General features: G+C 39.5%; 23 protein-coding genes. 11 read left to right on the forward strand and 12 right to left on the reverse strand.

Annotated features, from left to right (window positions below):
- Positions 1–276 precede the first annotated feature (276 nt).
- Genes mvk through fni form a run of 4 tightly spaced genes read left to right on the forward strand, consistent with a single transcriptional unit; the run spans position 277 to position 4,319 of the window.
- Positions 277–1,212 carry a mevalonate kinase gene (gene mvk, locus IEV09_RS03085; protein WP_188366810.1) on the forward strand — a complete coding sequence of 312 codons (936 nt, stop codon included), beginning with the start codon at positions 277–279 and terminating at the stop codon, positions 1,210–1,212.
- Positions 1,205–2,197: a diphosphomevalonate decarboxylase gene (mvaD, locus tag IEV09_RS03090; protein WP_188366811.1), complete on the forward strand. Its 993-nt coding sequence runs from the start codon at positions 1,205–1,207 to the stop codon at positions 2,195–2,197. Before mvk ends, mvaD begins: the two co-directional genes overlap by 8 nt.
- Positions 2,194–3,276, forward strand: a complete 1,083-nt coding sequence (locus IEV09_RS03095) for a phosphomevalonate kinase (protein ID WP_188366812.1) — start codon at positions 2,194–2,196, stop codon at positions 3,274–3,276. Before mvaD ends, IEV09_RS03095 begins: the two co-directional genes overlap by 4 nt.
- Before the next feature lie 2 nt (positions 3,277–3,278).
- Complete coding sequence (fni, locus tag IEV09_RS03100; RefSeq protein ID WP_188366813.1) at positions 3,279–4,319, forward strand: type 2 isopentenyl-diphosphate Delta-isomerase; 1,041 nt, start codon at positions 3,279–3,281, stop codon at positions 4,317–4,319.
- A gap of 362 nt (positions 4,320–4,681) precedes the next feature.
- Here the strand turns inward: fni and IEV09_RS03105 are convergent, their stop codons facing one another.
- A complete protein-coding gene (locus tag IEV09_RS03105; protein WP_188366814.1) occupies positions 4,682–5,182 on the reverse strand; it encodes a hypothetical protein in 501 nt (166 codons plus the stop codon).
- Between the two features lie 209 nt (positions 5,183–5,391).
- Between IEV09_RS03105 and IEV09_RS03110 the strand changes: the two genes are divergently transcribed.
- Positions 5,392–5,637, forward strand: coding sequence for a hypothetical protein (locus IEV09_RS03110; protein ID WP_188366815.1), 246 nt, complete (start codon positions 5,392–5,394; stop codon positions 5,635–5,637).
- Between the two features lie 25 nt (positions 5,638–5,662).
- Here IEV09_RS03110 and adhE read toward each other — a convergent pair whose 3' ends face one another.
- The 3 genes from adhE to tgt all read right to left on the reverse strand — a co-directional run bounded on the left by adhE (position 5,663) and on the right by tgt (position 10,530).
- A complete protein-coding gene (gene adhE, locus IEV09_RS03115; RefSeq protein WP_188366816.1) occupies positions 5,663–8,263 on the reverse strand; it encodes a bifunctional acetaldehyde-CoA/alcohol dehydrogenase in 2,601 nt (866 codons plus the stop codon).
- Positions 8,264–8,993: 730 nt separating this feature from the next.
- On the reverse strand, positions 8,994–9,308 hold the full coding sequence (yajC, locus tag IEV09_RS03120) for a preprotein translocase subunit YajC (RefSeq protein WP_188366817.1): 315 nt from the start codon (positions 9,306–9,308) through the stop codon (positions 8,994–8,996).
- Positions 9,309–9,384: 76 nt separating this feature from the next.
- The gene (gene tgt, locus IEV09_RS03125) at positions 9,385–10,530 is read right to left on the reverse strand and encodes a tRNA guanosine(34) transglycosylase Tgt (protein ID WP_188366818.1); all 1,146 of its coding nucleotides are present in this window, start codon (positions 10,528–10,530) and stop codon (positions 9,385–9,387) included.
- A 206-nt stretch (positions 10,531–10,736) separates the two neighbouring features.
- Between tgt and IEV09_RS03130 the strand changes: the two genes are divergently transcribed.
- Positions 10,737–11,432, forward strand: coding sequence for a DUF975 family protein (locus tag IEV09_RS03130; RefSeq protein ID WP_188366819.1), 696 nt, complete (start codon positions 10,737–10,739; stop codon positions 11,430–11,432).
- A 529-nt stretch (positions 11,433–11,961) separates the two neighbouring features.
- Here the strand turns inward: IEV09_RS03130 and queA are convergent.
- The gene (queA, locus tag IEV09_RS03135; protein ID WP_188366820.1) at positions 11,962–13,005 is read right to left on the reverse strand and encodes a tRNA preQ1(34) S-adenosylmethionine ribosyltransferase-isomerase QueA; all 1,044 of its coding nucleotides are present in this window, start codon (positions 13,003–13,005) and stop codon (positions 11,962–11,964) included.
- Between the two features lie 349 nt (positions 13,006–13,354).
- Between queA and IEV09_RS03140 the strand changes: the two genes are divergently transcribed.
- Genes IEV09_RS03140 through IEV09_RS03155 form a run of 4 tightly spaced genes read left to right on the forward strand, consistent with a single transcriptional unit; the run spans position 13,355 to position 16,756 of the window.
- Positions 13,355–14,530: a betaine/proline/choline family ABC transporter ATP-binding protein gene (locus IEV09_RS03140; protein WP_188366821.1), complete on the forward strand. Its 1,176-nt coding sequence runs from the start codon at positions 13,355–13,357 to the stop codon at positions 14,528–14,530.
- Between the two features lie 3 nt (positions 14,531–14,533).
- A complete protein-coding gene (locus IEV09_RS03145; RefSeq protein ID WP_188366822.1) occupies positions 14,534–15,169 on the forward strand; it encodes an ABC transporter permease in 636 nt (211 codons plus the stop codon).
- Positions 15,169–16,092, forward strand: coding sequence for an osmoprotectant ABC transporter substrate-binding protein (locus tag IEV09_RS03150; protein ID WP_188366823.1), 924 nt, complete (start codon positions 15,169–15,171; stop codon positions 16,090–16,092). Before IEV09_RS03145 ends, IEV09_RS03150 begins: the two co-directional genes overlap by 1 nt.
- Position 16,093: 1 nt before the next feature.
- The gene (locus tag IEV09_RS03155; protein ID WP_188366824.1) at positions 16,094–16,756 is read left to right on the forward strand and encodes an ABC transporter permease; all 663 of its coding nucleotides are present in this window, start codon (positions 16,094–16,096) and stop codon (positions 16,754–16,756) included.
- A gap of 669 nt (positions 16,757–17,425) precedes the next feature.
- On the opposite strand, the gene IEV09_RS03160 is transcribed toward IEV09_RS03155, so the two are convergent.
- The gene (locus IEV09_RS03160; RefSeq protein WP_188366825.1) at positions 17,426–20,131 is read right to left on the reverse strand and encodes a YhgE/Pip domain-containing protein; all 2,706 of its coding nucleotides are present in this window, start codon (positions 20,129–20,131) and stop codon (positions 17,426–17,428) included.
- Positions 20,132–20,399: 268 nt separating this feature from the next.
- Here IEV09_RS03160 and IEV09_RS03165 point away from each other — a divergent pair, with 268 nt between their 5' ends.
- A complete protein-coding gene (locus IEV09_RS03165; RefSeq protein WP_188366826.1) occupies positions 20,400–21,182 on the forward strand; it encodes an ABC transporter ATP-binding protein in 783 nt (260 codons plus the stop codon).
- Positions 21,183–21,309: 127 nt separating this feature from the next.
- Here IEV09_RS03165 and IEV09_RS03170 read toward each other — a convergent pair whose 3' ends face one another.
- The 6 genes from IEV09_RS03170 to acpS are packed head-to-tail and all read right to left on the reverse strand — an operon-like array spanning position 21,310 to position 25,671.
- Positions 21,310–22,680: an MATE family efflux transporter gene (locus IEV09_RS03170; RefSeq protein ID WP_229731658.1), complete on the reverse strand. Its 1,371-nt coding sequence runs from the start codon at positions 22,678–22,680 to the stop codon at positions 21,310–21,312.
- 38 nt (positions 22,681–22,718) lie between these two features.
- Positions 22,719–23,528, reverse strand: a complete 810-nt coding sequence (gene proC, locus IEV09_RS03175; RefSeq protein WP_188366828.1) for a pyrroline-5-carboxylate reductase — start codon at positions 23,526–23,528, stop codon at positions 22,719–22,721.
- 10 nt (positions 23,529–23,538) lie between these two features.
- Positions 23,539–23,814: a hypothetical protein gene (locus tag IEV09_RS03180; protein ID WP_188366829.1), complete on the reverse strand. Its 276-nt coding sequence runs from the start codon at positions 23,812–23,814 to the stop codon at positions 23,539–23,541.
- A gap of 3 nt (positions 23,815–23,817) precedes the next feature.
- Entirely contained in the window at positions 23,818–24,171 is a 354-nt protein-coding gene (locus tag IEV09_RS03185) for a type II toxin-antitoxin system PemK/MazF family toxin (protein WP_188366830.1), read from the reverse strand.
- Entirely contained in the window at positions 24,168–25,304 is a 1,137-nt protein-coding gene (alr, locus tag IEV09_RS03190; RefSeq protein ID WP_188366831.1) for an alanine racemase, read from the reverse strand. The genes IEV09_RS03185 and alr overlap by 4 nt, the downstream gene beginning before the upstream one ends.
- The gene (gene acpS, locus IEV09_RS03195; protein WP_188366832.1) at positions 25,291–25,671 is read right to left on the reverse strand and encodes a holo-ACP synthase; all 381 of its coding nucleotides are present in this window, start codon (positions 25,669–25,671) and stop codon (positions 25,291–25,293) included. The genes alr and acpS overlap by 14 nt, the downstream gene beginning before the upstream one ends.
- Positions 25,672–25,717 lie beyond the last annotated feature (46 nt).

The following is a 25,717-nucleotide window of genomic DNA, read 5'->3' on the forward strand; positions in this document are numbered from 1 at the left end:
TTTTTTTCAACTGTCTTACCTTACAACACCAAATCAGTACCGTCAAGAAAAGAACGACGTGAAAATTATGACAATTATGTTAAATTTTGTTAGGTTTCTTTCAAAATCGTATAAGAAGACTTAACGAATCTCACTTTTTCTAGTACTATAGTTAAGCATGCTCTATTTAGCAAATACGAATGAGTGCTTTTTACGTTTCTCTTCTATTGCCTTCACGGCTAAAATCAAACGTAAGAATCACGATTTACTAAAAAAGAATGAAGGTTGAACAAACGGATGAAGACAATTGGAGTCGGTCATGGTACAGGTAAAATTATTTTAATGGGCGAACATGCTGTTGTTTACGGTGAACCAGCAATTGCCTTTCCTTTTCGCGGGGTACGTGTGACAGCAACATTTAACGCTAGCGCACATAATCAAATCACATCGAGTCACTATTCAGGATTGTTAGCAGATGCCCCAGAAGCATTGCAAATCATTCAACAGCTTACCACTCACCTTTGTCAGCAATTTGATCAAGGTCCTTTTCATTTAACGATTGAAAGTACCGTTCCTTCTGCTCGAGGGATGGGCTCCAGTGCAGCCGTTGCGACAGCGATTACGCGTGCTTTTTTTGATTGGATAGACGTCACGCTTTCAGACACTGACTTACTTACATATGTCAATTTCTCAGAAGCAATTGCACACGGAAACCCCAGTGGCATCGACGCCGCCACAACGAGTGGTAGCCAGCCGATTTACTTTGAAAAAGGAAAAGATTTCGAAGCCTTTCCTTTAAACATTGACGCCTATTTATTAGTCGCTGATACTGGAATTCTCGGTCGAACACGTGAAGCCGTCGCCGCTGTTGCACAATTAATGAAAACAAAGACCGAGTACACCAATCATTTGATTCACCACTTGGGTCATCTTTCTCGTTTAACCAAAGAAGCAATTATTCATAATCAACCACACGAACTCGGGCAGTATATGAACTTCGCTCAAGAAGATTTAAGACAATTAACAGTCAGTAACGAACGACTCGACGAATTGATTCAACTTGCCCGTGACAACGGTGCACTTGGCGCCAAACTGACTGGTGGCGGTCGTGGTGGTTGTTTTATCGTTTTATGTCAAGACTATCAAAGTGTGACACACATTCAAACACAATTAAAATATGCTGGGGTCAAGGATACCTGGATGCAAGGATTAGGAGTTTATGAACATGTATAAAGGAAAAGCCCGTGCACATACAAATATTGCACTCATTAAATATTGGGGTAAAGCCGACAAAGAATTTATCATCCCTATGAACAATAGTTTATCACTGACACTAGATGCTTTTTACACAGAAACGATGGTGACTTTCTCAGAGACCTTCACACAAGATACGTTCTATTTAGATGGTGCGCGTCAAGATGAAAAAAACACAAAAAAAGTCAGCCAGTTTTTAGACCTCGTTCGCTCTTTAGCCCAAAAGGATTTATTTGCAACGGTTGAAAGTCAAAATTTCGTGCCGACAGCAGCTGGACTTGCTTCTTCTGCGAGCGGCTTATCTGCTTTAGCAGGTGCTTGTAATGCAGCTTTAGAACTCAATTTATCCGATCAAGACCTTTCACGCCTAGCACGTCGAGGATCCGGTTCAGCTTGTCGTAGTATTTATGGTGGTTTTGTCGAATGGGAAAAAGGCCAAGATGATGCGAGCTCTTTTGCAAAAGTGGTCCCTTCCGATCAATGGGAAGACGATTTAGCCATGATTTTTATCTTAATTAACGATCAACAAAAAGACGTTTCAAGCCGTGATGGTATGGAACGTACCGTCGAAACGTCAGTTTTTTATGATGGTTGGCTAAAAACAAGCCCGATTGATTTACAAACAGCTAAAGAAGCGATTGCTGAAAAAGATTTTGAAAAACTCGGTACGGTAACCGAAGCAAATGGTTTGAAAATGCACGGTACAACACTAGGTGCGACCCCACCATTTACTTATTGGTCACCAGAAAGCTTGACTGCGATGAATCGTGTACGCGAAATTCGTCAGATGGGGCTTCCTTGTTATTTCACAATGGATGCCGGTCCAAACGTCAAAGTCTTATGTCAGAAAAAAGACGTGAAACAAATCTTAGAGCAACTCGAACAAAGCTTTAACAAAGAACAATTGACTTGTGCCTTTAGTGGTCCAGGTCTGGAGTATTTAGAAACGGATGTGACAGCATGATTGAAGTTAGCGCACCAGGAAAACTTTATATTGCCGGGGAATATGCCGTCGTCGAACCTGGACACCCAGCCATTATTGTAGCCGTGGATCAATTTATTAGCGTAACGATCGAATCTGCAACAAAAAATGGTAGCATCCAGTCGGCGCAATACAGTGATTTACCCATTCGTTGGACACGAAAAAATGGCGTACTTGTTTTGGATCACCGCGATAATCCTTTCCATTATATTTTAGAGGCCATCCGCCTAACAGAGAAATACGCACAAGAGCAAGGTCGCTTACTTGCTTTTTACCACTTAAAAGTTCGCAGTGAATTAGATAATTCGAATGGTCGAAAATACGGCCTTGGATCAAGCGGAGCTGTAACGGTCGCGACGGTCAAAGCTTTAAATGTTTTTTACGACTTAGAAATGGACACCTTGACGCAATTTAAAATTGCTGCCCTTGCTCATCTAGCCGTTCAAGGAAATGGCTCTTGTGGTGATATTGCAGCTAGTTGCTATGGCGGTTGGATTGCCTTCTCGACCTTCGATAGCCTTTGGATCAAAGAAAAACAAAGTAAATGGTCATTAAGTGCCTTATTGGACGCCGAGTGGCCTAAATTATCGATTCAACCATTAGATACACCAAAAGACTTACGCTTATTGATTGGTTGGACAGGTAGTCCCGCATCAACCTCTGATTTAGTCGATCAAGTCAACCAATCCAGAGAACATGAGGAACATTCGTATCAATCTTTTTTAAACGAAAGCCGTGAATGCGTCGAGAAAATGATTCTAGGTTTCCAAACTCAAAACATTCCTATGATTAAACAAATGATTACCCGCAATCGTCAATTATTAGCCAGTCTGGCAACAACGACGGGTGTTATTATCGAAACGCCCGCGCTCAAAAAATTGTGTGACCTCGCTGAAAAATCGGGCGGAGCTGCAAAATCTTCTGGTGCAGGCGGTGGCGATTGTGGCATTGTGATTACCGATAAAAAAACAGGGATTTTACCCTTGATGAGTCTGTGGGAAAAAGCTGAAATCACGCCGCTTCCTCTACACGTCTATCACTACCCTAAAGGAGGAAACTAACGATGGATCGCAAAGATGAGCACGTCTCACTGGCTAAAGCCTTTCATAAACCAAAGTCTAATTCATTTGACGACGTTCGAATCATTCACCAATCAATACCATTAAGTAATTACGATGAAACATCGATTGCCACCCATTTATTGGGTTACGAATTAAGCGCACCTTTTTTCATTAATGCGATGACTGGTGGCAGTGAAAAAACAGGATACATTAACCAAGAACTAGCAATTTTAGCACGTGAAACTGGCTTAATGATTGCAACAGGTTCGATTTCAGCCGCTTTACGCGACCCTAGCGTTGCCAAAACATTTACAATTGTACGTGATGAGAACCCCGAGGGCATCATATTAGCCAATATTGGTGCAGGCTCTTCGTTAGAAAACGCCAAACGTGGGATTGACCTTATCCAAGCAAATGCCTTACAGATCCACCTAAACGCACCACAAGAACTTGTAATGCCTGAAGGAGATCGCGATTTTTCAAATTGGCTCAGCCTCATTGAAGAAATCGTCAAAGGCGTCGATGTTCCAGTTATCGTTAAAGAAGTCGGTTTTGGGATGTCTCGACAAACAATTCATCAACTAATTGATGTCGGTGTGACAACCATTGATATTGCCGGATCTGGCGGCACAAGCTTCACCCAAATCGAAAATGCGCGCCGTCGAAAACGTGAATTTTCTTATTTAAATGATTTCGGGATTACAACGGTTCAATCGCTATTAGAAGCCAACGAAGTTCCAGGTCTCTTTAATTTAATCGCATCCGGTGGTATCCGAAATTCGTACGATATCTTTAAAGCCCTTTGCTTCGGTGTAAAAACCGTCGGCATTTCAGCAAGTATCTTAAATCAACTACTCGTTAATGACCTTGAAGACACCATCGCCCTTGTCAAACAATGGCAACAAGAACTTGTGTCGCTTTATACACTCGTTGGCGCCAAAACAACCGAAGACCTCAAAAAAGTCCCACTCTTCTTAACAGGAGAAAACAAAGACTGGTGCCAAGCAAGAGGCATCGATTATACAAAATATAGCCAAAGGTGATTTCTTGAGCGCTTTGATACGAGTGATAAGCAAGGATTTGTTTGAAAATGTTCTGTGCTTTCAAAAAGAATCCGGCTTATAACCGAGTACCAGCTCAAAAAATCCCGTTCAATCAAAGGTGTTAAAAAAATCGTTCTGACCTGAGCTACTGGAGGGAAATACACACAATCGTGCTTTTCGATTGAGGGGATTTTCTGAAGTAGCCGAAGGTCAGATTTTTTTACCCGTTCAATCTAGGTGTTAAAAAAGACGCTTTGCTCTGAGTAATTGGAAAGAATTCCAATCAATCATCCAAATATTTCTAAACAAAAATAGCCCTGTAGCAACGCTCTCCCATGGGAATAGTTGCACAGAGCTATTTTTTATTTTTTCCCAAACAATCGTTGGAAGAATCCAGTTTTTTCTTGCTCATCCACTACTACTTCTGTTGTTTGATTCACGGTAATGCCTTTATCCTTTAATTGGCGTTGAAAAATTAGGTTGTCTTGTAGATTCAAGGAGTTCAACTCTAGGACACCTTGGAGGCTACCAATTAAGCGGCGTAATTCGCCTTCGGTTAAATTCAAAAATTCTTGGCTTTTGTTTTGCTCATCTAGTTCTTCTAAATCGGTAATCAAGGTGCGTAGTAATTGATTTTGTTCTGAAAAAACGCGAGAAATCTCTGTGACTTCAATCGTTTCAATTGTTGTAACAGTTGATAAATCTGTCACAACACGTAAACTATCCGCATAATCTCTGAGATCAAAGACAAAATTTTGGAGGACTTCTTCTTTCATAATGTCACGCGTTGCTGATAAACGTTGTTGGAGCGCAATTAAGCTTCCTTGTGAGTTCGTTAATGCTTGTAACGTTTCAATTGTCATTCGTTCTTCCACCTTTTATGTTGTAACCTTTTAATAATAGTCTACCTGATGGATTCATCTAGTCAAGGAAAATTCGAAACAATTATTCTTTCCAATACTTTTCTTCCTATTCAATGAAATGCTCCTTGTAATCACATCTGCAAACACTTACAACAAATGTAAATATTCACTCTTATTCAATTACCCAATACACGAAAAAGGAGACTCAAATGAAAAATCTATCAATTCACTTTATCTTAGGTTTGATGTCACTATTGATTGGTAGCCACTTCTTGATGCAAAATAATGGCTACAATCCAATGAATTTTACGACCGATCTTACTCCTGGACATTTACTGATTGCTCTTGGCGTCATTTTGTTGCTGTATTGTTTTGGGGTCTTTTTTTATGAATTGAGTCGAATGAATCGAACAGATAAAAACCAAGAAAAATCAAAAGACGAAGCACTCAAATGAGGCTTCGTCTTTTTTACGCTTTTAATTATGCGTTGTACGCATCGATAATGATTTGTTTTAATTCTGAAATTAATGGTTGTTTTGGATTCGCTGTTGTACATTGGTCTTCATAAGCCAATTCAGCCATACGATCCACTGTTGAATCTAGAACTTCTTGTGTCACACCTTGTGCTTTCAAGTTCATTTCGATTCCAACTTTTTCACCTAATTCAGTAATCGCTGTTGCTAATGCTTCCACTAACTCTTCAGTCGTTTCACCTTTTAGACCTAAGAAACGCGCAATATCTGCGTAGTCTGTATCGGCACGGAAGAAGTCATATTTAGGGAACATTGCATGTTTTTGAGGGTCTTTCGCATTGTAGCGAACAATATGCGGTAAGATAATCGCATTTGTACGACCGTGTGGAATACCGTACTCTCCACCAATTTTATGAGCAATTGAGTGAGAAATTCCTAAGAATGCGTTGGCAAATGCCATCCCTGCCATTGTTGAAGCGTTATGCATTTTCTCACGTGATTCCATATCTGGACGTAAAGTTGATGCCTCTAAGTAATCGAAGACAATTTTAATCGCTTGTAAGCTTAATCCACGTGTGTAATCAGATGCCATTACTGAAACATAAGATTCAATCGCATGGGTTAAAACGTCCATTCCTGTATCTGCTGTAACTGAAGCTGGTACTGATAATACGAATTGTGGATCAATGATCGCTACATCTGGTGTCAATGCATAGTCTGCTAATGGGTATTTCACGTGTGTTTCACTATCTGTGATTACTGCAAAAGGCGTTACTTCTGCACCCGTACCTGATGTTGTTGGAATACATACAAATTGTGTTTTTTCAGGTTTTTCAATTTGGTATGTACGTTTACGAATATCTAAGAATTTTTGTTTTGCGCCAAAGAATGATGTTTCTGGGTTCTCATAGAACATCCACATGCCTTTAGCCGCGTCCATTGCTGAACCACCACCGATAGCAATAACGGTATCTGGTTTGAAGTTCATCATTACTTCTGTTCCTTTATAAACCGTATCTGTTGAAGGGTTTGGTTCAACATCAGAGAATACTTCAATTTGAACAGTGTTCGTGCGACGAGCTAATACTTCACGGACACGATCTACGTAACCAAATTGAACCATTCCTGGGTCACAAACGATCATCACACGTTCTAAGTTTTCCATATCTACTAAATACATTAATGAGTTTTGTTCGAAGTAAATTTTAGACGGTAATTTAAACCATTGCATATTATTTCTCCGTTTCGCTAAAGTTTTCACGTTAATTAAGTTTACAGCTGATACGTTACGTGATACAGAGTTTTTACCGTAAGATCCGCAACCTAATGTTAATGAAGGAATCATTTCGTTATAGATATTTCCGATTCCGCCTTCTGCTGATGGTGTATTGACTAATACACGACAAGCTTTCATGCGTAAACCGAAGCGGATTTGTAAATCTTCGTCTTCACTATGAATAACAGCTGTATGTCCTAATCCACCTAAATCTAACATCGCTTCACACAACTCTAAGCCGTGCTCTGTATTTTCTGCTTTAATCATCGCTAATACTGGTGATAATTTTTCACGTGAAAGTGGGTAATCTGCGCCAACACCTTCTAATTCAGCGACTAACATTTTCGTTCCTTCAGGTACTTTAATGCCTGCAAGTTCTGCAATTTTCGTTGCTGGCATTCCAACGATTGCTGGGTTAACCGCATATTTACCTTCGTTCATTACCGCGTCTTCTAATTTTTGTAATTCGCTTGGTTTTACAAAGTATACTTGGTGCGCTTGGAATTCAGCTTTGACTGACTTGTAAACTTCTTTATCAACAATGATTGCTTGTTCTGATGCACAAATCATGCCGTTATCAAATGTTTTTGAAACGATTAAATCATTAACTGCACGTTTGATTTTCGCTGTTTTTTCGATATAAGCTGGTACGTTACCTGGTCCTACGCCTAGTGCTGGTTTTCCTGTTGAGTACGCAGATTTAACCATTCCCGCACCACCTGTTGCTAAAACAATCGCAATTCCTGGGTGATTCATCAAACCTTGAGTTGCTTCAATTGATGGATGTTCAATCCATTGTACACAGTTCTCAGGAGCACCTGCTGCAACCGCTGCGTCACGAACGATACGTGCAGCTTCAGCTGAACATTTTTGTGCGCTTGGGTGGAAAGCAAAGATAATTGGGTTACGTGTTTTAATTGCGATCATTGCTTTAAAGATTGTCGTCGAAGTTGGGTTTGTTGTTGGTGTTACCCCACAAACGACTCCAACTGGTTCAGCGATTTCGATCAAACCTTTTTGTTTATCTTCACTGATGACACCAACTGTTTTGTTGTCTTTAATTGAGTGCCAAATGTACTCAGATGCGTACATGTTTTTGATTGCTTTATCTTCATAGATTCCGCGACCTGTTTCTTCAACTGCCAATTTCGCTAAAGGCATGTGCTCGTTTAAAGCTGCCATCGCCATCTCATGAACAATGTGGTCCACTTTTTCTTGGTCAAAGTTTTCCATTTCTTTTAGAGCGACATTTCCTTTTGCTGCCAAATCGTCAATCATCACTGAAACATCAATTGTTGCCACGTCTTCTTTTTTATCTACTGTTTTACTCATGATAATCCTCCTAAGAAAATTTAATTTTTAGTTTGTTATCTATCTCACAAATCAATCATACACAATTTCTTTGCATTTGTAAACAGTTTCCTGTGATTTTCTTCACAACTTTTCAAAAGCATTGATGAAAAAGAAGTTAAACATTGATATATCAACATTTAAAAGTATTTGTTTTCTTAAATTTATTTTTCAACAAATCATTTATGACTGTAAAAATCTGACTTTATTTTCAAATTTCATGAAAAATAACTAAATATAAATGTGAAAAAACGAACGATGTTAACAAAAAGATCATCACTCTATTAAAAGAAATGAATTTTTTATTCAGATAAGTGATTAATCAATGTTCCACGATGAACACTTCTACTAATTCATTATTATCGAAAGTGAAATTACTAGCGCATTATATAAAACATGAGCACTTATACTGTACAAAATATTTCTCTTCCACCAATAAATACCTCAATATAATAAACCCTTCCAAAAATATGGTAGCAATAGGATAAGATTATAGTCCGCTGCTGCATGTTCTTGTGCAGATGATAATAGAAGCTAGCAAAATTCCACCCTCTTTGATAACTTGGATATCTGCTTTTCCATGAAGATAAGGATATCTTGTTTTTAATTTTGTCGTTTTTGATTCTACACCTAGACTTTCTATCTCATTGATTAATCTGAATACGCAAAAAAATCCAGCTAGACGTTGTTGTCTAACTGGATTTCAATTTGATTATTCTGCTGGTGTTTCTTCTTCAACGATGACTTCTGTTACAGAATCATCATTTTCAACTACTGCTGCTGGTTTTACTGTACGAATCGACGTACGTTCAAATTCTAAGTAAATTCCTTCGCAATCTAAGACAATCGTATTTTTATCTTTATTGACTTCAGATACAACACCGTGTAAACCACCGATTGTAATAACGCGGCTACCTGGAGCAACGCTATCCATTAGTTCTTGACGTTCTCTTTGTTGTTTCTTTTGTGAACGTTGCATAAAGATTAACATCGCCACGATTGGAAGAATCATAATTATTGCTGACATTTATTTCACCTCAACTTTTTATCTAGGTTAACTGTACCAAAAAAGGATTCACTGCACTAGTCTTTTCACAAAAAAATCAGAAATTTCTCGCATTATCTTTATTAAATCCGTAAGATTCAATGAAGTGTTGGCGGAATTCTAATAAATTATCGTCCATAATTGCTTGGCGAACTTGTTTCATCAAGTTAATCAAGAAGTGTAAGTTATGGTACGAAGTTAATCGCATACCGAATGTTTCATCCGCTTTAATCAAGTGGCGAACGTAAGCACGCGTATAATTCTTACATGTGTAGCAATCACAATTTTCGTCAATCGGTCTAAAATCACGCGCGTATTGCGCATTTTTCACAACTAAACGACCGGTAGAAGTCATACAAGTTCCGTTACGAGCGATACGAGTTGGCAAGACACAGTCAAACATATCAATTCCACGAATCACACCGTCAATTAATGAATCTGGCGCACCAACACCCATTAAGTAACGCGGTTTGTTATCAGGAATGAGTGGTGTCGTAAAGTCTAAGACACGGTTCATTTCTTCTTTTGATTCACCTACAGATAATCCACCGATTGAGTAACCTGGGAAGTCCATACTAATCAAATCTTTGGCACTTTGGCGACGTAAATCTTCAAATCCTGCTCCTTGGATAATTCCAAATAATCCTTGACGATCTGGGTTCGCATGCGCTTTTAGACCGCGCTCTGCCCAACGAGATGTCCGTTCCACCGATTTTTTAACATAGTCATAACTTTCATCAAATGGTGGGCATTCGTCAAAACTCATCATAATATCTGGACCAAGTTTATTTTGAATTTGAATCGCTTTTTCTGGTGATAAGAACATTTTCGAGCCATTTAAGTGGTTTCTAAAATGAACCCCTTCTTCTTCGATTCGACGCATATCTGCGAGTGAAAAGACTTGGAAACCACCAGAATCGGTCAAAATCGGTTGATCCCAGTTCATAAATTTATGTAAGCCACCTGCTTCTTCAATCAAGTCTTCTCCTGGTCGCAACCATAGGTGGTATGTATTACTCAAAATAATACCGGCACCCATCGCTTTTAATTCCTCTGGTGCCATTGTTTTTACCGTTGCTAGTGTACCAACGGGCATAAACATTGGTGTTGGAAACGTACCGTGAGGTGTAATAATTTCACCTAAACGCGCACCTGTATGTTTTTCTTTTTTTATTAATCGATAACGAATGGCTGGTTCCGTCATTCATTTCCCTACTTTCTAATGAGTCACTATTTATTTTGCACCCTTCATCATAAAGCTTTCTTAACCTTTTTGCAACTATCCATAAAATAATCACTCGAAAGTTTACCTATTTTTATAACTTTTCCAAATCATTTGTTATACTGGACATAGAGACAAAAAAATACGCTGAATTTGTCTCAAAATAAATTTGAAAAGGTGTGAATATAATGAAATCAAACGCAATGTTAAAAGCGGAAGCAAAGGAAGCATTACAAGGTCGCTGGAAAGAAGCGGTTTTGCTTAATTTGATTCCGACTGTCATTTCTATTCTAGTTGCTCTTATTTTTCTGGCGTTAATCGCTGTACCGGCTTATTTTCTTTTTAACTCCGATATGGTCCAATCGGCTACAAGTAATTTCAACACTGAAGTAAATCTTGGAGGATCAGGCGCTCCTAGTTTTGCTGGTGGAATCATCGCAACGCTGTTCAGCGTCGGTATTTCATGGACATTTCTTGATGTTTTACGTCGTCAAAAGATGACCATCGAACCATTGAAAGATGCTTTTAGAGGATTCCAAGCACCCTACGGTATCGGTATTGTCGTTATCTACCTATTAACGGCGATTTTCACTTTCTTATGGAGCTTACTGTTTATTATCCCAGGGATTATTAAAAGTTATGCTTATTCCCAAGCCTACTTCATTTATTATGACGAATACCGCGAAACGGGTGTCGCTCCAAGTTACCGTGATTCAATCACAAAAAGCCGCCAATTAATGGATGGTCACAAAGGGAGATTATTCCTATTAGACTTGAGCTTTATCGGTTGGCATATCGTTTGTCTCTTCACTTTAGGGATCGGTTATCTATGGCTAACGCCTTATATCTCAACGACTAAAGCAGCTTTTTACGATAGTTTATAAGATTCAAATCATCGAGCTATTTTGAAAATAATGGACAGAGTAAAGTACTCCGCTATACGACCGCAAGACGTTCGTATAGCGGTTTTTCTTTTCATTCTATTTCCAGAGCGTATTTTTTGCAAGCGCTATCATTTTATGCTATTATATGGGTGTAAGGAAGGAACAAAGTTGTTGGTTTAATTTTCTAGTATCAAACATTTTTAGATTCAGATTTAAGATAGATTGGTAAAAAGAGAATAATCGTAGCAAAAAAGTTGTTCGTTTTACAAGCTTCACCTAGTATTCCATGTGCAGAGTAATACCATTTTTAGATATGGCCACAAGTACTTAAGAAGAAACATACAGTACCTGAAACAAAAGATGTACATGATTTGCAAATGAATTTAGTTTCGAACCTTTGAAAGTAAACAAGATTTTTGTTAAACCGTGAGAATGTTACTTTGCATCAACAGTAATAAAAACCAACAACTCCTTCCGAAAGTAAAAAGCAGCTGTTCTAGAAATATTAGAACAGCTGTCTTTTTTATGATTATTTGCTCGAATTTTTAACGAACATCGCATCACCAAAGCTGAAGAATCGGTACTTTTCTTCGATTGCATGGTGATAAGCCGCTAGCGTATTGTCACGCCCTGCAAAAGCACTGACTAACATCACAAGCGTTGATTTTGGTAAGTGGAAATTTGTTGAAAAAGCATCAATCACGGTAAATTGATAACCGGGTGTAATAAAAATACTCGTCCAACCGCTGTCCCCTTGAATTTGACCATTAAATTTAGTCCCAATCGTTTCTAACGTACGAATCGAGGTCGTACCGACTGCGACAATTTTCCCACCTGCTGCTTTCACTTCATTTAAAACAGCTGCCGATTCATCGCTTAGACGATAAAATTCACTGTGCATCTCATGTTCAGCGATATTATCCACACTGACTGGACGGAAAGTTCCTAAGCCGACATGGAGTGTCAAGTAAACAAGGCGCACCCCTTTTGCTTGAATTTTATCTAATAGTTCTGCTGTAAAGTGTAATCCTGCCGTTGGTGCGGCTGCGGAACCATTTTCTTTGGCATAGACGGTTTGGTAACGATCTGGATCTTCCAAACGTTCCTTGATATAAGGAGGCAAGGGCATTTCACCCAATGATTCCAAATTCTCTAGGAAGATTCCCTCGTATTCAAAACGAACGATTCGTCCACCATGTGCGAGCTCCTTTTCAACGATGGCTTTTAGACGACCATCACCAAAAGAAATTTCTGTTCCTACTTTGGCACGTTTAGCAGGCTTAATTAAGGTTTCCCATGTGTCGCCTTCTATATTTGTTAAAAGCAATACTTCGAGATGACCGCCGGTTGCAGGCTTTTCACCATATAAACGCGCCGGTAAAACTCTCGTGTCGTTCATAACTAAAGCATCTCCTGCATTCAGTTCATCTAAAATATCATAAAAATGCTTGTCTTCCATTTCACCTGTTGCCGCATCGAGTGTTAATAAGCGCGAACTTGTCCGATCTTGTAACGGTGTTTGGGCAATTAAGGTTTCTGGTAAGTCAAAATCAAAATCTTCTGTTGTTAACATGTCTCTCACTCTTTTCTGTCTGTCAAATACTCTAGAATATTCTAACATTCTTTCGACAAATAGAAAACTATCCGGTAATTGTTTGTGATTTTCTTAAGTGTTTTAGGCTATTTTCTGATAAAACGCTAAATTCTAATCAAATTCTAATTTAATGTTTTCAGAAAACTTTCCTCCGACCTACGCTCACAAGGGATAGCGCCTGATTATATTTTCATTAAAAACCGTCGATTTCGTTGATTTATCGCCCTTTTTTCATGTCTTGTTCTACTTAATATTTGTCATTACTTCGTTTTTTTGGCACACTTAAATAGCTATCCGCAAAAATTTAGAAAGATAAGAGGTGGTTCTTTTGATCGAATTTCAAAATGTATCCAAAATATATCGTGGCGGAAAAGTAGCGGTAGAAGAGATAAATCTATCTTTTGAACAAGGTGAATTTATTTGTTTTATCGGTACGAGTGGAAGTGGGAAAACAACTTCCATGCGAATGATTAACCGTATGACCGAACCAAGTAAAGGTAAAATCTTAATTGATGGACAAGATATCCAGAAATTAAATGCGGTCGAATTGCGTCGTAAAATTGGTTATGTCATCCAAAGTATTGGTTTAATGCCTCATATGACGATTCGCGAAAATATTACACTCGTCCAAAAATTATTAAAGGTCGATCAAGCCAAACGTGACCAAACAGCGGAAAAAATGATTGATTTAGTGGAGTTACCACGTGAAATGCTTGACCGTTACCCTAGCGAACTTTCTGGTGGTCAGCAACAACGGATCGGTGTTGTCCGTGCTTTAGCTGCCGATCAAGATATTATTTTAATGGATGAGCCTTTTGGAGCACTTGACCCCATTACACGCGATTCCTTACAAGATTTAGTGAAAGACTTACAAGAGCGTCTTGGTAAAACAATCGTCTTTGTTACCCATGATATGGATGAAGCGTTAAAATTGGCGAACCGAATTGCCATTATGAGTGAAGGTCGTGTCGTTCAATTTGACACACCTGAAAATATTTTAAAAAATCCTGCAAATACGTTCGTTGAAGACTTAATTGGTGAAGACCGCTTATTGCAAGCTCGACCGGATAAAACGATGGTTGGCGAAGTCATGTTAAATACAGCAATTACGATTACAACTGAAAAATCAATTCAAGAAGCGTTGCGTCTGATGCGTGCCAAACGAGTCGATACTCTTTTAGTGACGGATAACCAAAATATTCTAAAAGGCTTTGTTGATATCGAATCAATTAATAAAAATCGTGGTTTAACCGGTAGCGTTGGCGATATTTTACAAACAGAAGTCTTCTTTGTGAAAGAAAATTCCCTTTTACGTAATACATTGCAACGAATCTTAAAACGTGGATTGAAGTACGTCCCTGTAGTGGATGAGCAAAAACGCGTTGTCGGTATTATCACCCGTGCTTCTCTCGTTGATATTGTTTACGACGTTGTTTTCGGAGAAGAAGAGACCATTACCGATGCGGTTGAGTCTTTCAACACGGATGAAGTAAAGGAGGGGTAGACCATGAGCTTCTTTGAAGAATACGGTGGTCAAATTTTTACGACGACAATGGAACATATTTTCATTTCATTTGTCGCTTTATTACTCGGAGCGTTAGTCGCGGTTCCTTTAGGGATCCTTTTAACCCGTGCACCTAAAATAGCAAACATCGTCTTAGGGGTTACGAGTGCCCTTCAGACAATTCCTTCTCTCGCATTACTGACACTGATGATTCCGTTCTTAGGTGTTGGACGTGTCCCTGCGATTATTGCTTTATTTATCTATTCATTGCTACCGATTTTACGAAATACGTATATCGGTTTGAAAAATGTCGATGTCAATTACTTAGATGCCGCCAAAGGAATGGGAATGACGCCTGCACAATCGATTTATCAAGTCGAAATTCCTTTAGCTTTACCAACGATTATGGCCGGCTTACGTTTAGCTGCTGTCTACGTTATCGCTTGGGCGAGTTTGGCTTCCTACATTGGTGCCGGTGGTCTAGGTGTCTTAATTTTTAGTGGTTTAGATAACTATCAACCAAATTTAATCTTTGCCGGAACAATCCCTGTAACGATTTTAGCGTTAGGCACGGATTATTTATTAGGTAAGTTAGAAAACAAACTGACCTCTTCTAATTTAAAAAAGGAGGCAGAATAATGAAAAAGATGAAACAACTCTTCTTATTTTTTGTCATGGCTTTTGCACTATCCGCTTGCTCCTTACCTGGTCTTAAAACCAGTAACGATCCGAATACGATTGCGATTACGGGTGGTATCACAACCGAAGCGCAAATTCTAGCAAGTCTGGTCGCAGAAATGATAGAACATTACACAGATAAGAATACAACCATTATCAACAACTTAGGAACAACGAATATTAACCATCAAGCGATGTTAAATGGCGATGCCCAAATTTCAGCGGCACGTTATACCGGAACCGATGTCGCTTCTACTTTACAACTGGAACCGATTATTGATCCAAAAGAAGCATTTACTGTCGTCAAACGTGAATTTAAAGAACGCTTCAATCAAGTATGGTACCCTTCCTATGGTTTTGCCAACACCTATGTTTTTCTTGTTCGACAAGACACAGCCGAAGAGTTTAATTTAAAAACTGTCAGCGATTTAGCTCAAGTAGCCGATCAACTCGTTGTCGGTGCTGACCGTGCTTGGATGGCGCGTGAAGGCGATGGTTACCAAGGTTTCGTTAAGACGTATGGCTTTAGCTTTGAATCGATTTTGCCAATGCAAATTGGTCTGGTCTACAATGCGGTTGCAGCTAATCAAATGGATGTCGTCTTAGGGTATTCAACCGATGGACGAATTGCCAGTTATGATTTAGTCATGTTAGAAGACGATTTGAACTTCTTCCCACCTTACGACGCTTCACCTGTTATCACCCAAGAATTACTGGATGAAGTGCCAGAACTAGATACGATTTTAATGAAGCTTGCAGGTGTGATTGATACAACCATGATGCAAAAATTAAACTATTTATCCGACAATGATTTAATCGAACCATCAATTGTCGCGAAAGATTTTTTAGAAGAAAACAATTATTTCGAAGAAGGAGGGAAATAAGATGGCTGACTTGAATTTATTCCAACAATTCCTACTTTATTTCAATGAAAATGGTGGCTATGTCTTCACACAATTCGTACGCCATTTCCTGATTTCCTTCTACGGTGTCCTATTTGCAGCAATCGTCGGTATTCCACTTGGTATTTTTATTTCACGTCGAGTGACTTTAGCCGACTGGGTGATGCGAATTGCCAATCTCATTCAAACAATTCCCGCGTTAGCGATGGTTTCGATTTTAATGCTTGGACTCGGTCTAGGGGTTAACGTCGTGATTGTAACGGTCTTTCTATATTCCTTATTACCAATTATCAAAAATACTTACACTGGCATGCGCCAAGTCGATGCAGGGATTTTAGATGTCGGTAAAGGAATGGGAATGACACAATGGCAACGATTGTATTTAGTCGAAATCCCACTATCGATTTCCGTTATTATGGCTGGGATTCGAAATGCCCTCGTCCTTGCGATTGGAATTACCGCAATCGGTACTTTCGTTGGTGCCGGTGGTCTTGGGGATATCATCGTCCGTGGAACGAACGCGACAGATGGTGCAGCGATTATTTTAGCCGGTGCGCTACCGACCGCTGCGATGTCGATTTTTACCGACTGGTCATTAGGAATTATTGAACGAAAACTCGATCCAACAAGTAAAAAGAAAAATTAATAACTAAAAAAAGCTTTTCTCTTCATCGATTAAAACCGATGAGAGAAAAGCTTTTTTTGTTGTTTGAATGGTACTATTGTTCTTATTTTTGGAGTTCCCTCCTACTTTTAGAGTTATTAGTTAAGTAGTGTTGACGGACTCAAGCTGACTAAGGACAGTAGTCAGACTCGTTAGAATTTTTCCACTCAATTTATTCGATATTGTTCTTAAAACCGATTGAGATGAATAAAGAAAAAAGTTGCTGACTTCCAATTTGGAAATCAACAACTTTTTCCTCTCATGAATGCGAAAGAGACGTAACCGATTATGCGGACGTTCTGACGTCATCCACCTCTACTTTTTGCGATTGACTGTCGAAACGTTATCCCCCTATTTATACTTTGATTGCTAGCCCATTTCAAAAAAATATCGCTTTTGGTTGTGACTTTGATGTACGAGACATCTCCTGCTTTCGTTTCTGGTGAATCACGTAAAAAAAAGGTGTGACAAAAATCGTTTTGCTCTGAGAATCTGGAAGTAAATTCGAACAATCGGGGCTTTCAATTGCTCGAATTTAGTGAAGTTTCGAAAAAGAGCAGACTTTTTTCACCCGTATATCGATCAAACGCTCGTGAAAAGACAAGGGGCTGTGACATATGTCATAGCCCCTTGCCTTTTCTCTATTCATTTTTAATGAAAGAAGTGACTCTCTCTTGCTCGTTTTTCGATTTTTTCGGTAAAGGGTTCAACTTTTGGATAGACCCATGTGCCGAGGATGGCAAAAACAATCATCAGGCTAATTAAGACGATGATGTCTAGCCAAGCATTTGCCCAATAAATACCTCCTGTTGCTTCTCTTAAAAGATTCACAGCGTAAGTAAAAGGTAAAAATGGATGAATTGCTTGGAAGAAAGGACCCGATACTTGGATTGGGTAATTTCCACCTCCACCTGAAATTGAAAGGACGAGGATAATAATCCCGATACCTTTACCTAGATTTCCAAAGAGTGCCACGAAGACATAAATCATCATCATAAAGGTTAAGGCAATCAAGACCGCGAATAAAACACTGGCTAGTGGATTGGCGGTATCAACGCCTAGTCCCCAAAGATTCCCCAGTGAAACAATGAGTGCTTGCGGGATTGCAATGCTTAAGAAGGTCAGTAGGCGTGCGACAAACGTTTCTCTCTTAGTATATTTCCCTTTTTCTTCCTCACTCAAATGAAACGATGTAGCGGCTAAGCTCGACAGTAACAAGGCTCCGACCCATAAACACAACGCAGTATAAAACGGCGTGCTCGCAGAACCATTGTTTTCGATTGGATAATATTCTTTTCGTTTCAACTCGACCGGATTGGCCAAGAATTCACTTTCAGATAACGCATCGGCTTTCAATAATTTGATAATGTCACCTAAATCAATCATTGATTCGCCTTTTTCAATCGCTGCGGCGGCTTTTTTAATTCCTTGTTGAATCGTTGGCCAGTCCTCATTGATTAAACGTACGCCCTCATTTAAGGCACTTTCCACACTTGGCATTTTATCATTGACCATCGTTAAAGTGTCGGTCATTTCCTTTTTAATTACGGGCCACTCATTTTGACTGAAGGCTGCCGCTCGTTGGAGTTTTTCACCTAAAACGGGCAAATCATTTTTATATAATTCTGCCCCACGATTAATGCCTTGAATAATCGTTGATAGGTGGCTACTCAACATTTGATTGGCTGTATGAATTTCTTGACCAATGGCTGGTAACTCTTTTTCATATTTTTCTAACAGTTGAACCGCATTTTGAATCGTTGTTTGTGTCGCACTTAGCAACTTCGTTAAGTCAATTTGACTGCCTTTTTCAAGTAGTTGTTGCACGTTACTTAAGGCTGGTAGGACTTCTTGAGTTAATGTGCGGTCAATTGTTGCAGTGATATTGGCAACATCGATACTTCCAATGACTTGGTTAATACCTGCTGAAACAGCTTCAATTTGATTCACATGTTCTAAAAGCGTTTCTTTAGAGATCGTATCACTATTCGAAATTAAAAACTGGTTCAATTGTTGCAGCTGCTGAATGCGTTGTTTTACATCTGCTAGTTGTCCAAGGACCCCATCAAAGACTTGTTCCTGATTGATTTGAGTCAACCATTGACTGAGTCCATCAATGAGACGAATTTGTTCACTCATCGTTGTATCAGCGGTTTGTAAAATACGTAAAATTGCCGCTTTCTCTTCTGGTGTGAGTCCTGTTTCTGGCTGTGATAGATAGGCTTGTAAATCCTTAGCGATACTGTTGATTCTCGCAGAAACGCTGCCCAATGCCTCAAAATTAAAGGTGACAATTTTTTGAATTTGTGGCAACGCTTGTTGAAGTTTCGTTGCCGCTTCCTGTGTTTTTGCCACAAAATTCGTCGAGTCTTCACCAAATTGTTGAATCATTGGTAACAAACTTTGCACTTGTTGAACGATTTCCAGTGCTTCTTTGCCTTCGGTGACACCTTCTGAAACGGTTTGGGCAATCTTCTCAAAATCCTGGTCAATCATCGCCACTTGTTGACTAGCTTGTTCAATTTCCGGGATTTTTTCTTGCAAGGTTAAAATAACTCCTGCTTCTTTTTGAATGTCAGGGAATTTTTCATTTAATGCGACGATTTTCGTCGCTAGCGCATCCACTTCTGGTAAGTAATCGACCATTTCATTTGCTTTTGCTAATTTTTGTTTGATATTTGGTAGCTCTTTTTGAAGGGAAACAACCTCTTTCGTGTACCCGTCGATTTTACCGAGATTGTCATTTGTTGTTAAGATTAAATTTTTCACTTTATTAATCGATACAAGATTTTCTTCTAGTGTATAGCCAATCGCGTTAAAGACCTCTAACAATGTGCTGCTAGCAGTCTCGATGAATTGACGACTAATCTGTTCTTGAACACTCGTTGCGCCCTTCTCGGTAATCTTAGGCGCAATTGCATTGATTTTACCGTTAAAGTAATAGTTAATTTCTGGTTTTTTAATTTCACCATCCACGAAACTCAATAAATCCTCTGAAAACTCCGGTGGTAAATAAATGCCGGCATAATACTTACCTGACTGAACCCCCTTAGTAATTTGTTCTTTGGAAGAAACAAACCGCCAACCGAGCTGCTTGTTTTTATGCAAATTGTCGATGACTTCTTCTCCGACGTTGACTTCCGTCTCTTTTAACGTCGCACCGATATCCGCACTGTAAACGGCAATCGGCAAATCTTTTGTATTACCGTACGGATCCCATAGCGCTTTGATGTTAAACCAAGCGTAAAGTGATGGCAGAACCATTAAGGCAATCACTAAAAATAATGCGATGGGATTTTGTCCGATTCGCTTCCAATCTAACCGATAAAGTTGTAAGACATTTCTTAGTTTTTTCATTCTTCCTCACCTATTCTTTAATAACAGGACCTATGCGTCCATTTTACCAACGAATATTACGCCTCTTTGTCTTTCTTTTCAAGTATTAAACATGAAAACAGCCGTTTTTCTTTATTAAAGCAAAAAAAAGTGAACGGCATTATGTTTTCTCTTTTTTAAGTTATCTAGTAAGATAGATTTAAGAATTGCGCGCATCGCTTGATTGCATCCCATTCATAGCGCTAACAAAAAAATAAGCTTCATATAAAATAAATAAAGGAGTGAACTTATGAAGGTCCTTTCATTAGAAGAAGTGTCATTTATTCGAAATCATAAGTTTTTATTAAATCAGATCAATTGGCAAGTCAACCCAGGGGAACACTGGGCATTATTAGGTTTAAATGGCGCTGGAAAAACACTCATTCTACAAATGATCACGGGAAATTTATGGCCGTCTGAAGGAAAAATTACCGTTTTAGGCGAAGTTTTCGGTCAAACATCGATTCCTGAATTAAGCAAACGCATTGGTTGGGTTAGTACGGCACTACAAGTTCGTTTACGTATGAACGATGTCGCCGAAGAAATTGTGCTATCTGGCAAATTTGCAAGTATTGGGATTTACCAAAAATATAGTCCCGCGGATTTAGAAAAAGCAAAAAAACATTTAACTGCTTTAAATGCTGCTGATTTAATCGGCAAACCGTATGCCCACCTCTCTCAAGGCGAGCGCCAAGTTGTTTTGATCGCTCGGGGGTTAATGGCCGATCCTGAATTATTAATTTTAGATGAGCCTTGCACTGGACTCGATTTGTTTGCTCGTGAAGACTTATTGCAAAGCATTCAACATTTAGCCGAAGCGCCGGATGCGCCAACGATTCTTTTCGTGACGCATCATACAGAAGAAATCATGCCTTTTGTCTCACATGTTTGTTTATTACGAGAAGGCGAAATTTTTAACCAAGGAACGCGCGAGACGATGTTAACAACTCAGACTTTTCAACAGTTCTATCAACACCCCGTTACGATTGCCCCTTATTCAGGCAATCGCTTGCTCGTTTCACCCCAAAAATAGTAAAAAGGCTGAGACAAAAGTCACAGCTTTTTTTGTTATACGAACATTTGATAGATACACAAGTGAAAAAAATCGACTCTTTTCAGAAACGGCACTAAATATCTTAAAGTAAAATGATTTTTGACGTTTAATCTAAATTTTTCATCCACTTATTGCTAAGGAATCGTCGATAAAAAATCGCACCACGAATGCCCCACTCAATCGTCATCACGACGAAAATTCCAAGTAGTCCATAACCGAGATAGACACCAATTAAATAACCGGCACCGATACGAAAAATCCACATTGAAAATAAAGAGACGGTTGTTGTAAACTTCCCATCACCAACCGCTCGTAAGGCAGAAGGTAAGACGAAGCTATAACACCAAGCCACGCCATGCATCACAAAAGCGACCATATAGATTTTAAAAATAATTGGAATCATTTCAGGTTCTGGATTAAATAACTTCATCGCCCACGGAAACAATGGCAACAGTAAGATATCCACGGCGATAATCGCGACAATTCCTAAGCGAATAAAAGATTTGGTTAAGTTTTGAACGTCATTTAAATTTCGACGACCCACCGATTGTCCGACGATTGGTACGAGTGATGTTGCTAAGGCACTCGGAATAATTTCGGACAACTGTATCCAAGAACCGGCAATCGCATTGGCTGCAATATGGGCGGTGCCAAAACTGACAATCATCATTTGCATAATGATTTTCCCGCCATTAAAAAAGAGCGATTCTGCAGCAAACGGTAAGGACGTTCGTAAAATAAAGCTGATTGTCGGAAAGTCCAATTGTGTTAAATCCTTTTTTCGTAGACGGAAATTTTGTCTATGTTGATACATTGAATAACTCGCAAAAATGACCCCTAAAAAACGAGAAATAAGCAACGACACGATCAAGCCGATTATCCCTAAATCAAAAATCAAAACGAATACCAGATTCGAAACCAGATAAACACTATTCATGAATAAGGAATTTTTCAATGAGTTTCGTGTAAAGCCTAATCCTCTTAAACTCCCATTAATCCCTTCAATCACTGCATGTGCAGGATAGCTCAGTAAGATGCCGACAAAATAGCCTTTGGCATGCGACATGACGAGCGCATCCGCTTTACCAAAGAGAAGATTCAATACGACGGGATGGATGATTAAAAATAAGAGCATTAAAATCGTCCCAATAAACAACGTTCCATGAATGACACTAGCACTCAATGCCCCTAGTCCCTGTGTATCTCCCCGCCCATAGGCTCGCGAGATTAAGACCGTGCCACCTAAGCCGATTGCTACGAAAATTTGGACTAAAAAGACATTGATACTGCCGACCATATTGACCGCACTAATCGCAGCCGATCCTGATGAACTAATCATCGCAGTATTAATAAAGTTGAAACTAATTAAGAAAAATTGATCAATAATAACCGGAAAAAGAATCGCTAAAATTTCCCTTTGCGAAATTTCCTCCCCAACTAACGAGATACCTAATTTATGACCCACTTTAGCAAGCAATAGACTACCCTTTCTTTTCCTCATCATTTTTTGAGCATTTATGCTTCGTTCATTTTACGACTTTTTCCGGCCGCGGCCTGAACGGCTTGCATGACTGTACTACGGAAATGATTGTCCTCTAATGCTTTCACCGCTTCAATCGTCGTCCCTCCCGGTGAACAAACTTTATCTTTTAAAACGCCTGGATGTTCTTTCGTTTCAAGCACCATTTTTGCACTGCCTAAAACCGTTTGGGCCGCGAATTCATAGGCCATTTCACGTGGCATTCCTTCTAATACTGCGCCATCGGCTAAGGCTTCAATAAATAAATACACATACGCTGGTGCCGAACCACTAACGCCAATAAACGCATCAAAGAGATTTTCTGGTAATTCTTTCGCCGTTCCAACTTGATTAAACAAATTGAGAATGGTGGTGAATTGTTCCTCGCTGACAAATTGGTTACGCGTTAAAGCAATCGAACCTTCTAAAACAGCTAATGGCGTATTTGGCATTGCTCGGATACATGAGTAATCGCCTAGATTTGATTCAAATTCTGCTAACGTAATCCCCGCAGCCAATGACACCAAACAATGCTTTGGTGTTAAGAATGGTTTGATGTTTGCATAGAGCGTTCGTAACACTTGTGGTTTGACTGCAAAAATAACAATATCGACGGATTCAAAAAACGCCTTTTCATCTAAAACAGCGGTCACGCCATATGTTTCAACTGTTTTTTGTAACGTTGGTGCATAGCGACGATTATACACAACAACCGCTTCTTTGGGATAAACCTCTTTTGCTAGTAGTCCTTGAATAATACTTTGTGCCATATTACCCGAACCATAAAAACCAATTTTAACCGTCATTTTCTTCCTCCTAAAATTCAAATGAATCGAACTTTTTCTCGTACAGTGTCAAGCTTCCTCGACTAAGTATAGGCACGCTTTGATAGATTTTATAAGGACAATCGAGCGCCCACTCTTGTTGCCCTTGTTGAAAAACAAGGATGTAACGACCCTCGACTTCATATTTATCAACGACAAGACAGTAGCCGATTTTTTCTTTTTTTAGCTCTTTAAAAAAGTGTCGGCTCTGTTTGATGATAAAAAACAAAAAGAGAACCGTCGTTAGAAAAATAACAAGTTTCCCCATCGATTACCCCTTCTTTCTAGCGTCTAAACTTAAACTAATTCGCAACGCACGATCGACTTCTTGCATTTTTTGTGCCGTTAGTTGACAGACTTTTTCTTGTACCCGACACTTATCGATCGTCCGGATTTGTTCCACTAAAATCATCGAGTCTCTTTTGAGTCCCGTTAGTGCTTTGGGCAATTCAATATGCGTCGGTAAGTTGGCTTTGCTTTTTTGAGTCGTAATCGCGGCAACAATCAAAGTCGAACCATGGCGATTCCCTAAATCATTTTGAATCAACAATACTGGGCGCACGCCACCTTGTTCTGACCCCTTAACAGGCGATAAGTCCGCAAAAAAGATTTCTCCACGCTTCATGTTAAAATACCCTCGCTATTTAAATAATCACGTGGAATACGATCCGATAGTAAACAAATCACTTCATAATGAATCGTCCCTAAATAGTCAGCGACTTCTTGCAACGTAATTTCGTTGCCTTGATTTTTTCCAATTAGAGTGACTTTTGTCCCTACTGGAAAAGCTTTCGGCAAACGAACCATTAGTTGATCCATACAGACGCGCCCGACGATTTCACATACCTGTCCTTCGACTAGCACCTTAAACCCCTGCATTCTACGGACATACCCATCTGCGTAACCAATTGGCACCGTACCAATCCATTCAGTTACTGTCGTCTCATACGTTTTCCCATAACCGATGCCTTCTCCGGCTGGAACTTGCTTAACTTGAACCAGCGCCGACTCCAAAGATAGCGCGGGTTGCAGGGGATAAGGATTCGTTAACGCGCTACCTGAGGGATTGTACCCATACATTCCAATACCCAAACGGATCAGATTTCCTTGATCCTCGTGCCACATCGTCGCTGCGCTATTGCTGCCGTGAACGTAGCGTGGACGATACGGGAGTTGATTGATAACTTGTTTGAATCGCTCGTTCTGTCTTTCAAAATAGGTGAAATCAACATCATCCGCTGTCGCGAAATGAGTGAACAGTCCTTCGACAAAAAATCCCGCTGTTTGGTCAAGTTGTTGCATCGCTGCAAGCACCTCTTCGACCGTTTGAAAACCAATCCGTCCCATCCCTGTATCAAATGTCACGTGCACCGCAATGTCTCCGGTTAATTGATGTTCTTGGTAAAAAGCACGTGCTTCTTCAATCCATAAATTTGTCGCAACTGGAATCGCTAAATCGTACTGCAAAATAAGGGGTAACCAAGCCACCTCAACAATTCCCATCACTAAAATCGGTGCGGTTAAGCCATTTTCTCGTAAAGCAATCCCCTCATCTAGCGTTGCCACACAAAAACCCGCAGCACCTCCTGCTAAAGCTGCTTTGGCAACTGGCACCGCTCCGTGCCCATAACCATTGGCCTTCACCACCGCAAACACATCACGCTTGCCTTGTTGTTTTTGTACCTCTTGTTGCACGTTCGCTTTAATGGCTGCCAAATCGACAACGACACGTGTTGGGCGATGATTAGATACAACCATTTTTGTTTCCCTCCTTTTTTTCTAAAATAATTTGGGCGAAAGCAAAGGCATCGGTATGTGTAATACTGACAAAAACGGTTCCTTCCTTAAAAGGTGATTTCGTCACAATCGGTGCCCCTTTTTCATTAACTAATACTTCGATATCTTGAAAAGTCACTGCTCCAATGCCGGTTCCCCATGCTTTCGAAAAAGCTTCCTTACAAGCAAAGCGTCCCGCTAAAAATTCGACTTGTCGTTTAGCAGGTAACGCATCAAACAATGTTTTTTCATTTTCAGTTAAAACCCGTGTAATAAAACGTGGCTTTTCTTCAATTATTTTTTTTATGCGCGGCAATTCCACCGCATCTATTCCAATTCCTTGAATCATCTTCTTCGACTCTTTCCCTATCCAATAATTAGATATCCTTTGATAA

It is taken from the genome of Enterococcus alcedinis, from assembly GCF_014635985.1.
In the GTDB taxonomy this organism is placed as follows: Bacteria; Bacillota; Bacilli; order Lactobacillales; family Enterococcaceae; genus Enterococcus_I; species Enterococcus_I alcedinis.

Coding starts and splice junctions, on each gene's coding strand:
- mvk (WP_188366810.1), top strand. CDS start 277: ATGAAGACAATTGGAGTCGGTCATGGTACAGGTAAAATTATTTTAATG.
- mvaD (WP_188366811.1), top strand. CDS start 1,205: ATGTATAAAGGAAAAGCCCGTGCACATACAAATATTGCACTCATTAAA.
- IEV09_RS03095 (WP_188366812.1), top strand. CDS start 2,194: ATGATTGAAGTTAGCGCACCAGGAAAACTTTATATTGCCGGGGAATAT.
- fni (WP_188366813.1), top strand. CDS start 3,279: ATGGATCGCAAAGATGAGCACGTCTCACTGGCTAAAGCCTTTCATAAA.
- IEV09_RS03105 (WP_188366814.1), bottom strand. CDS start 5,182: ATGACAATTGAAACGTTACAAGCATTAACGAACTCACAAGGAAGCTTA.
- IEV09_RS03110 (WP_188366815.1), top strand. CDS start 5,392: ATGAAAAATCTATCAATTCACTTTATCTTAGGTTTGATGTCACTATTG.
- adhE (WP_188366816.1), bottom strand. CDS start 8,263: ATGAGTAAAACAGTAGATAAAAAAGAAGACGTGGCAACAATTGATGTT.
- yajC (WP_188366817.1), bottom strand. CDS start 9,308: ATGTCAGCAATAATTATGATTCTTCCAATCGTGGCGATGTTAATCTTT.
- tgt (WP_188366818.1), bottom strand. CDS start 10,530: ATGACGGAACCAGCCATTCGTTATCGATTAATAAAAAAAGAAAAACAT.
- IEV09_RS03130 (WP_188366819.1), top strand. CDS start 10,737: ATGAAATCAAACGCAATGTTAAAAGCGGAAGCAAAGGAAGCATTACAA.
- queA (WP_188366820.1), bottom strand. CDS start 13,005: ATGTTAACAACAGAAGATTTTGATTTTGACTTACCAGAAACCTTAATT.
- IEV09_RS03145 (WP_188366822.1), top strand. CDS start 14,534: ATGAGCTTCTTTGAAGAATACGGTGGTCAAATTTTTACGACGACAATG.
- IEV09_RS03150 (WP_188366823.1), top strand. CDS start 15,169: ATGAAAAAGATGAAACAACTCTTCTTATTTTTTGTCATGGCTTTTGCA.
- IEV09_RS03155 (WP_188366824.1), top strand. CDS start 16,094: ATGGCTGACTTGAATTTATTCCAACAATTCCTACTTTATTTCAATGAA.
- IEV09_RS03160 (WP_188366825.1), bottom strand. CDS start 20,131: ATGAAAAAACTAAGAAATGTCTTACAACTTTATCGGTTAGATTGGAAG.
- IEV09_RS03165 (WP_188366826.1), top strand. CDS start 20,400: ATGAAGGTCCTTTCATTAGAAGAAGTGTCATTTATTCGAAATCATAAG.
- proC (WP_188366828.1), bottom strand. CDS start 23,528: ATGACGGTTAAAATTGGTTTTTATGGTTCGGGTAATATGGCACAAAGT.
- IEV09_RS03180 (WP_188366829.1), bottom strand. CDS start 23,814: ATGGGGAAACTTGTTATTTTTCTAACGACGGTTCTCTTTTTGTTTTTT.
- IEV09_RS03185 (WP_188366830.1), bottom strand. CDS start 24,171: ATGAAGCGTGGAGAAATCTTTTTTGCGGACTTATCGCCTGTTAAGGGG.
- alr (WP_188366831.1), bottom strand. CDS start 25,304: ATGGTTGTATCTAATCATCGCCCAACACGTGTCGTTGTCGATTTGGCA.
- acpS (WP_188366832.1), bottom strand. CDS start 25,671: ATGATTCAAGGAATTGGAATAGATGCGGTGGAATTGCCGCGCATAAAA.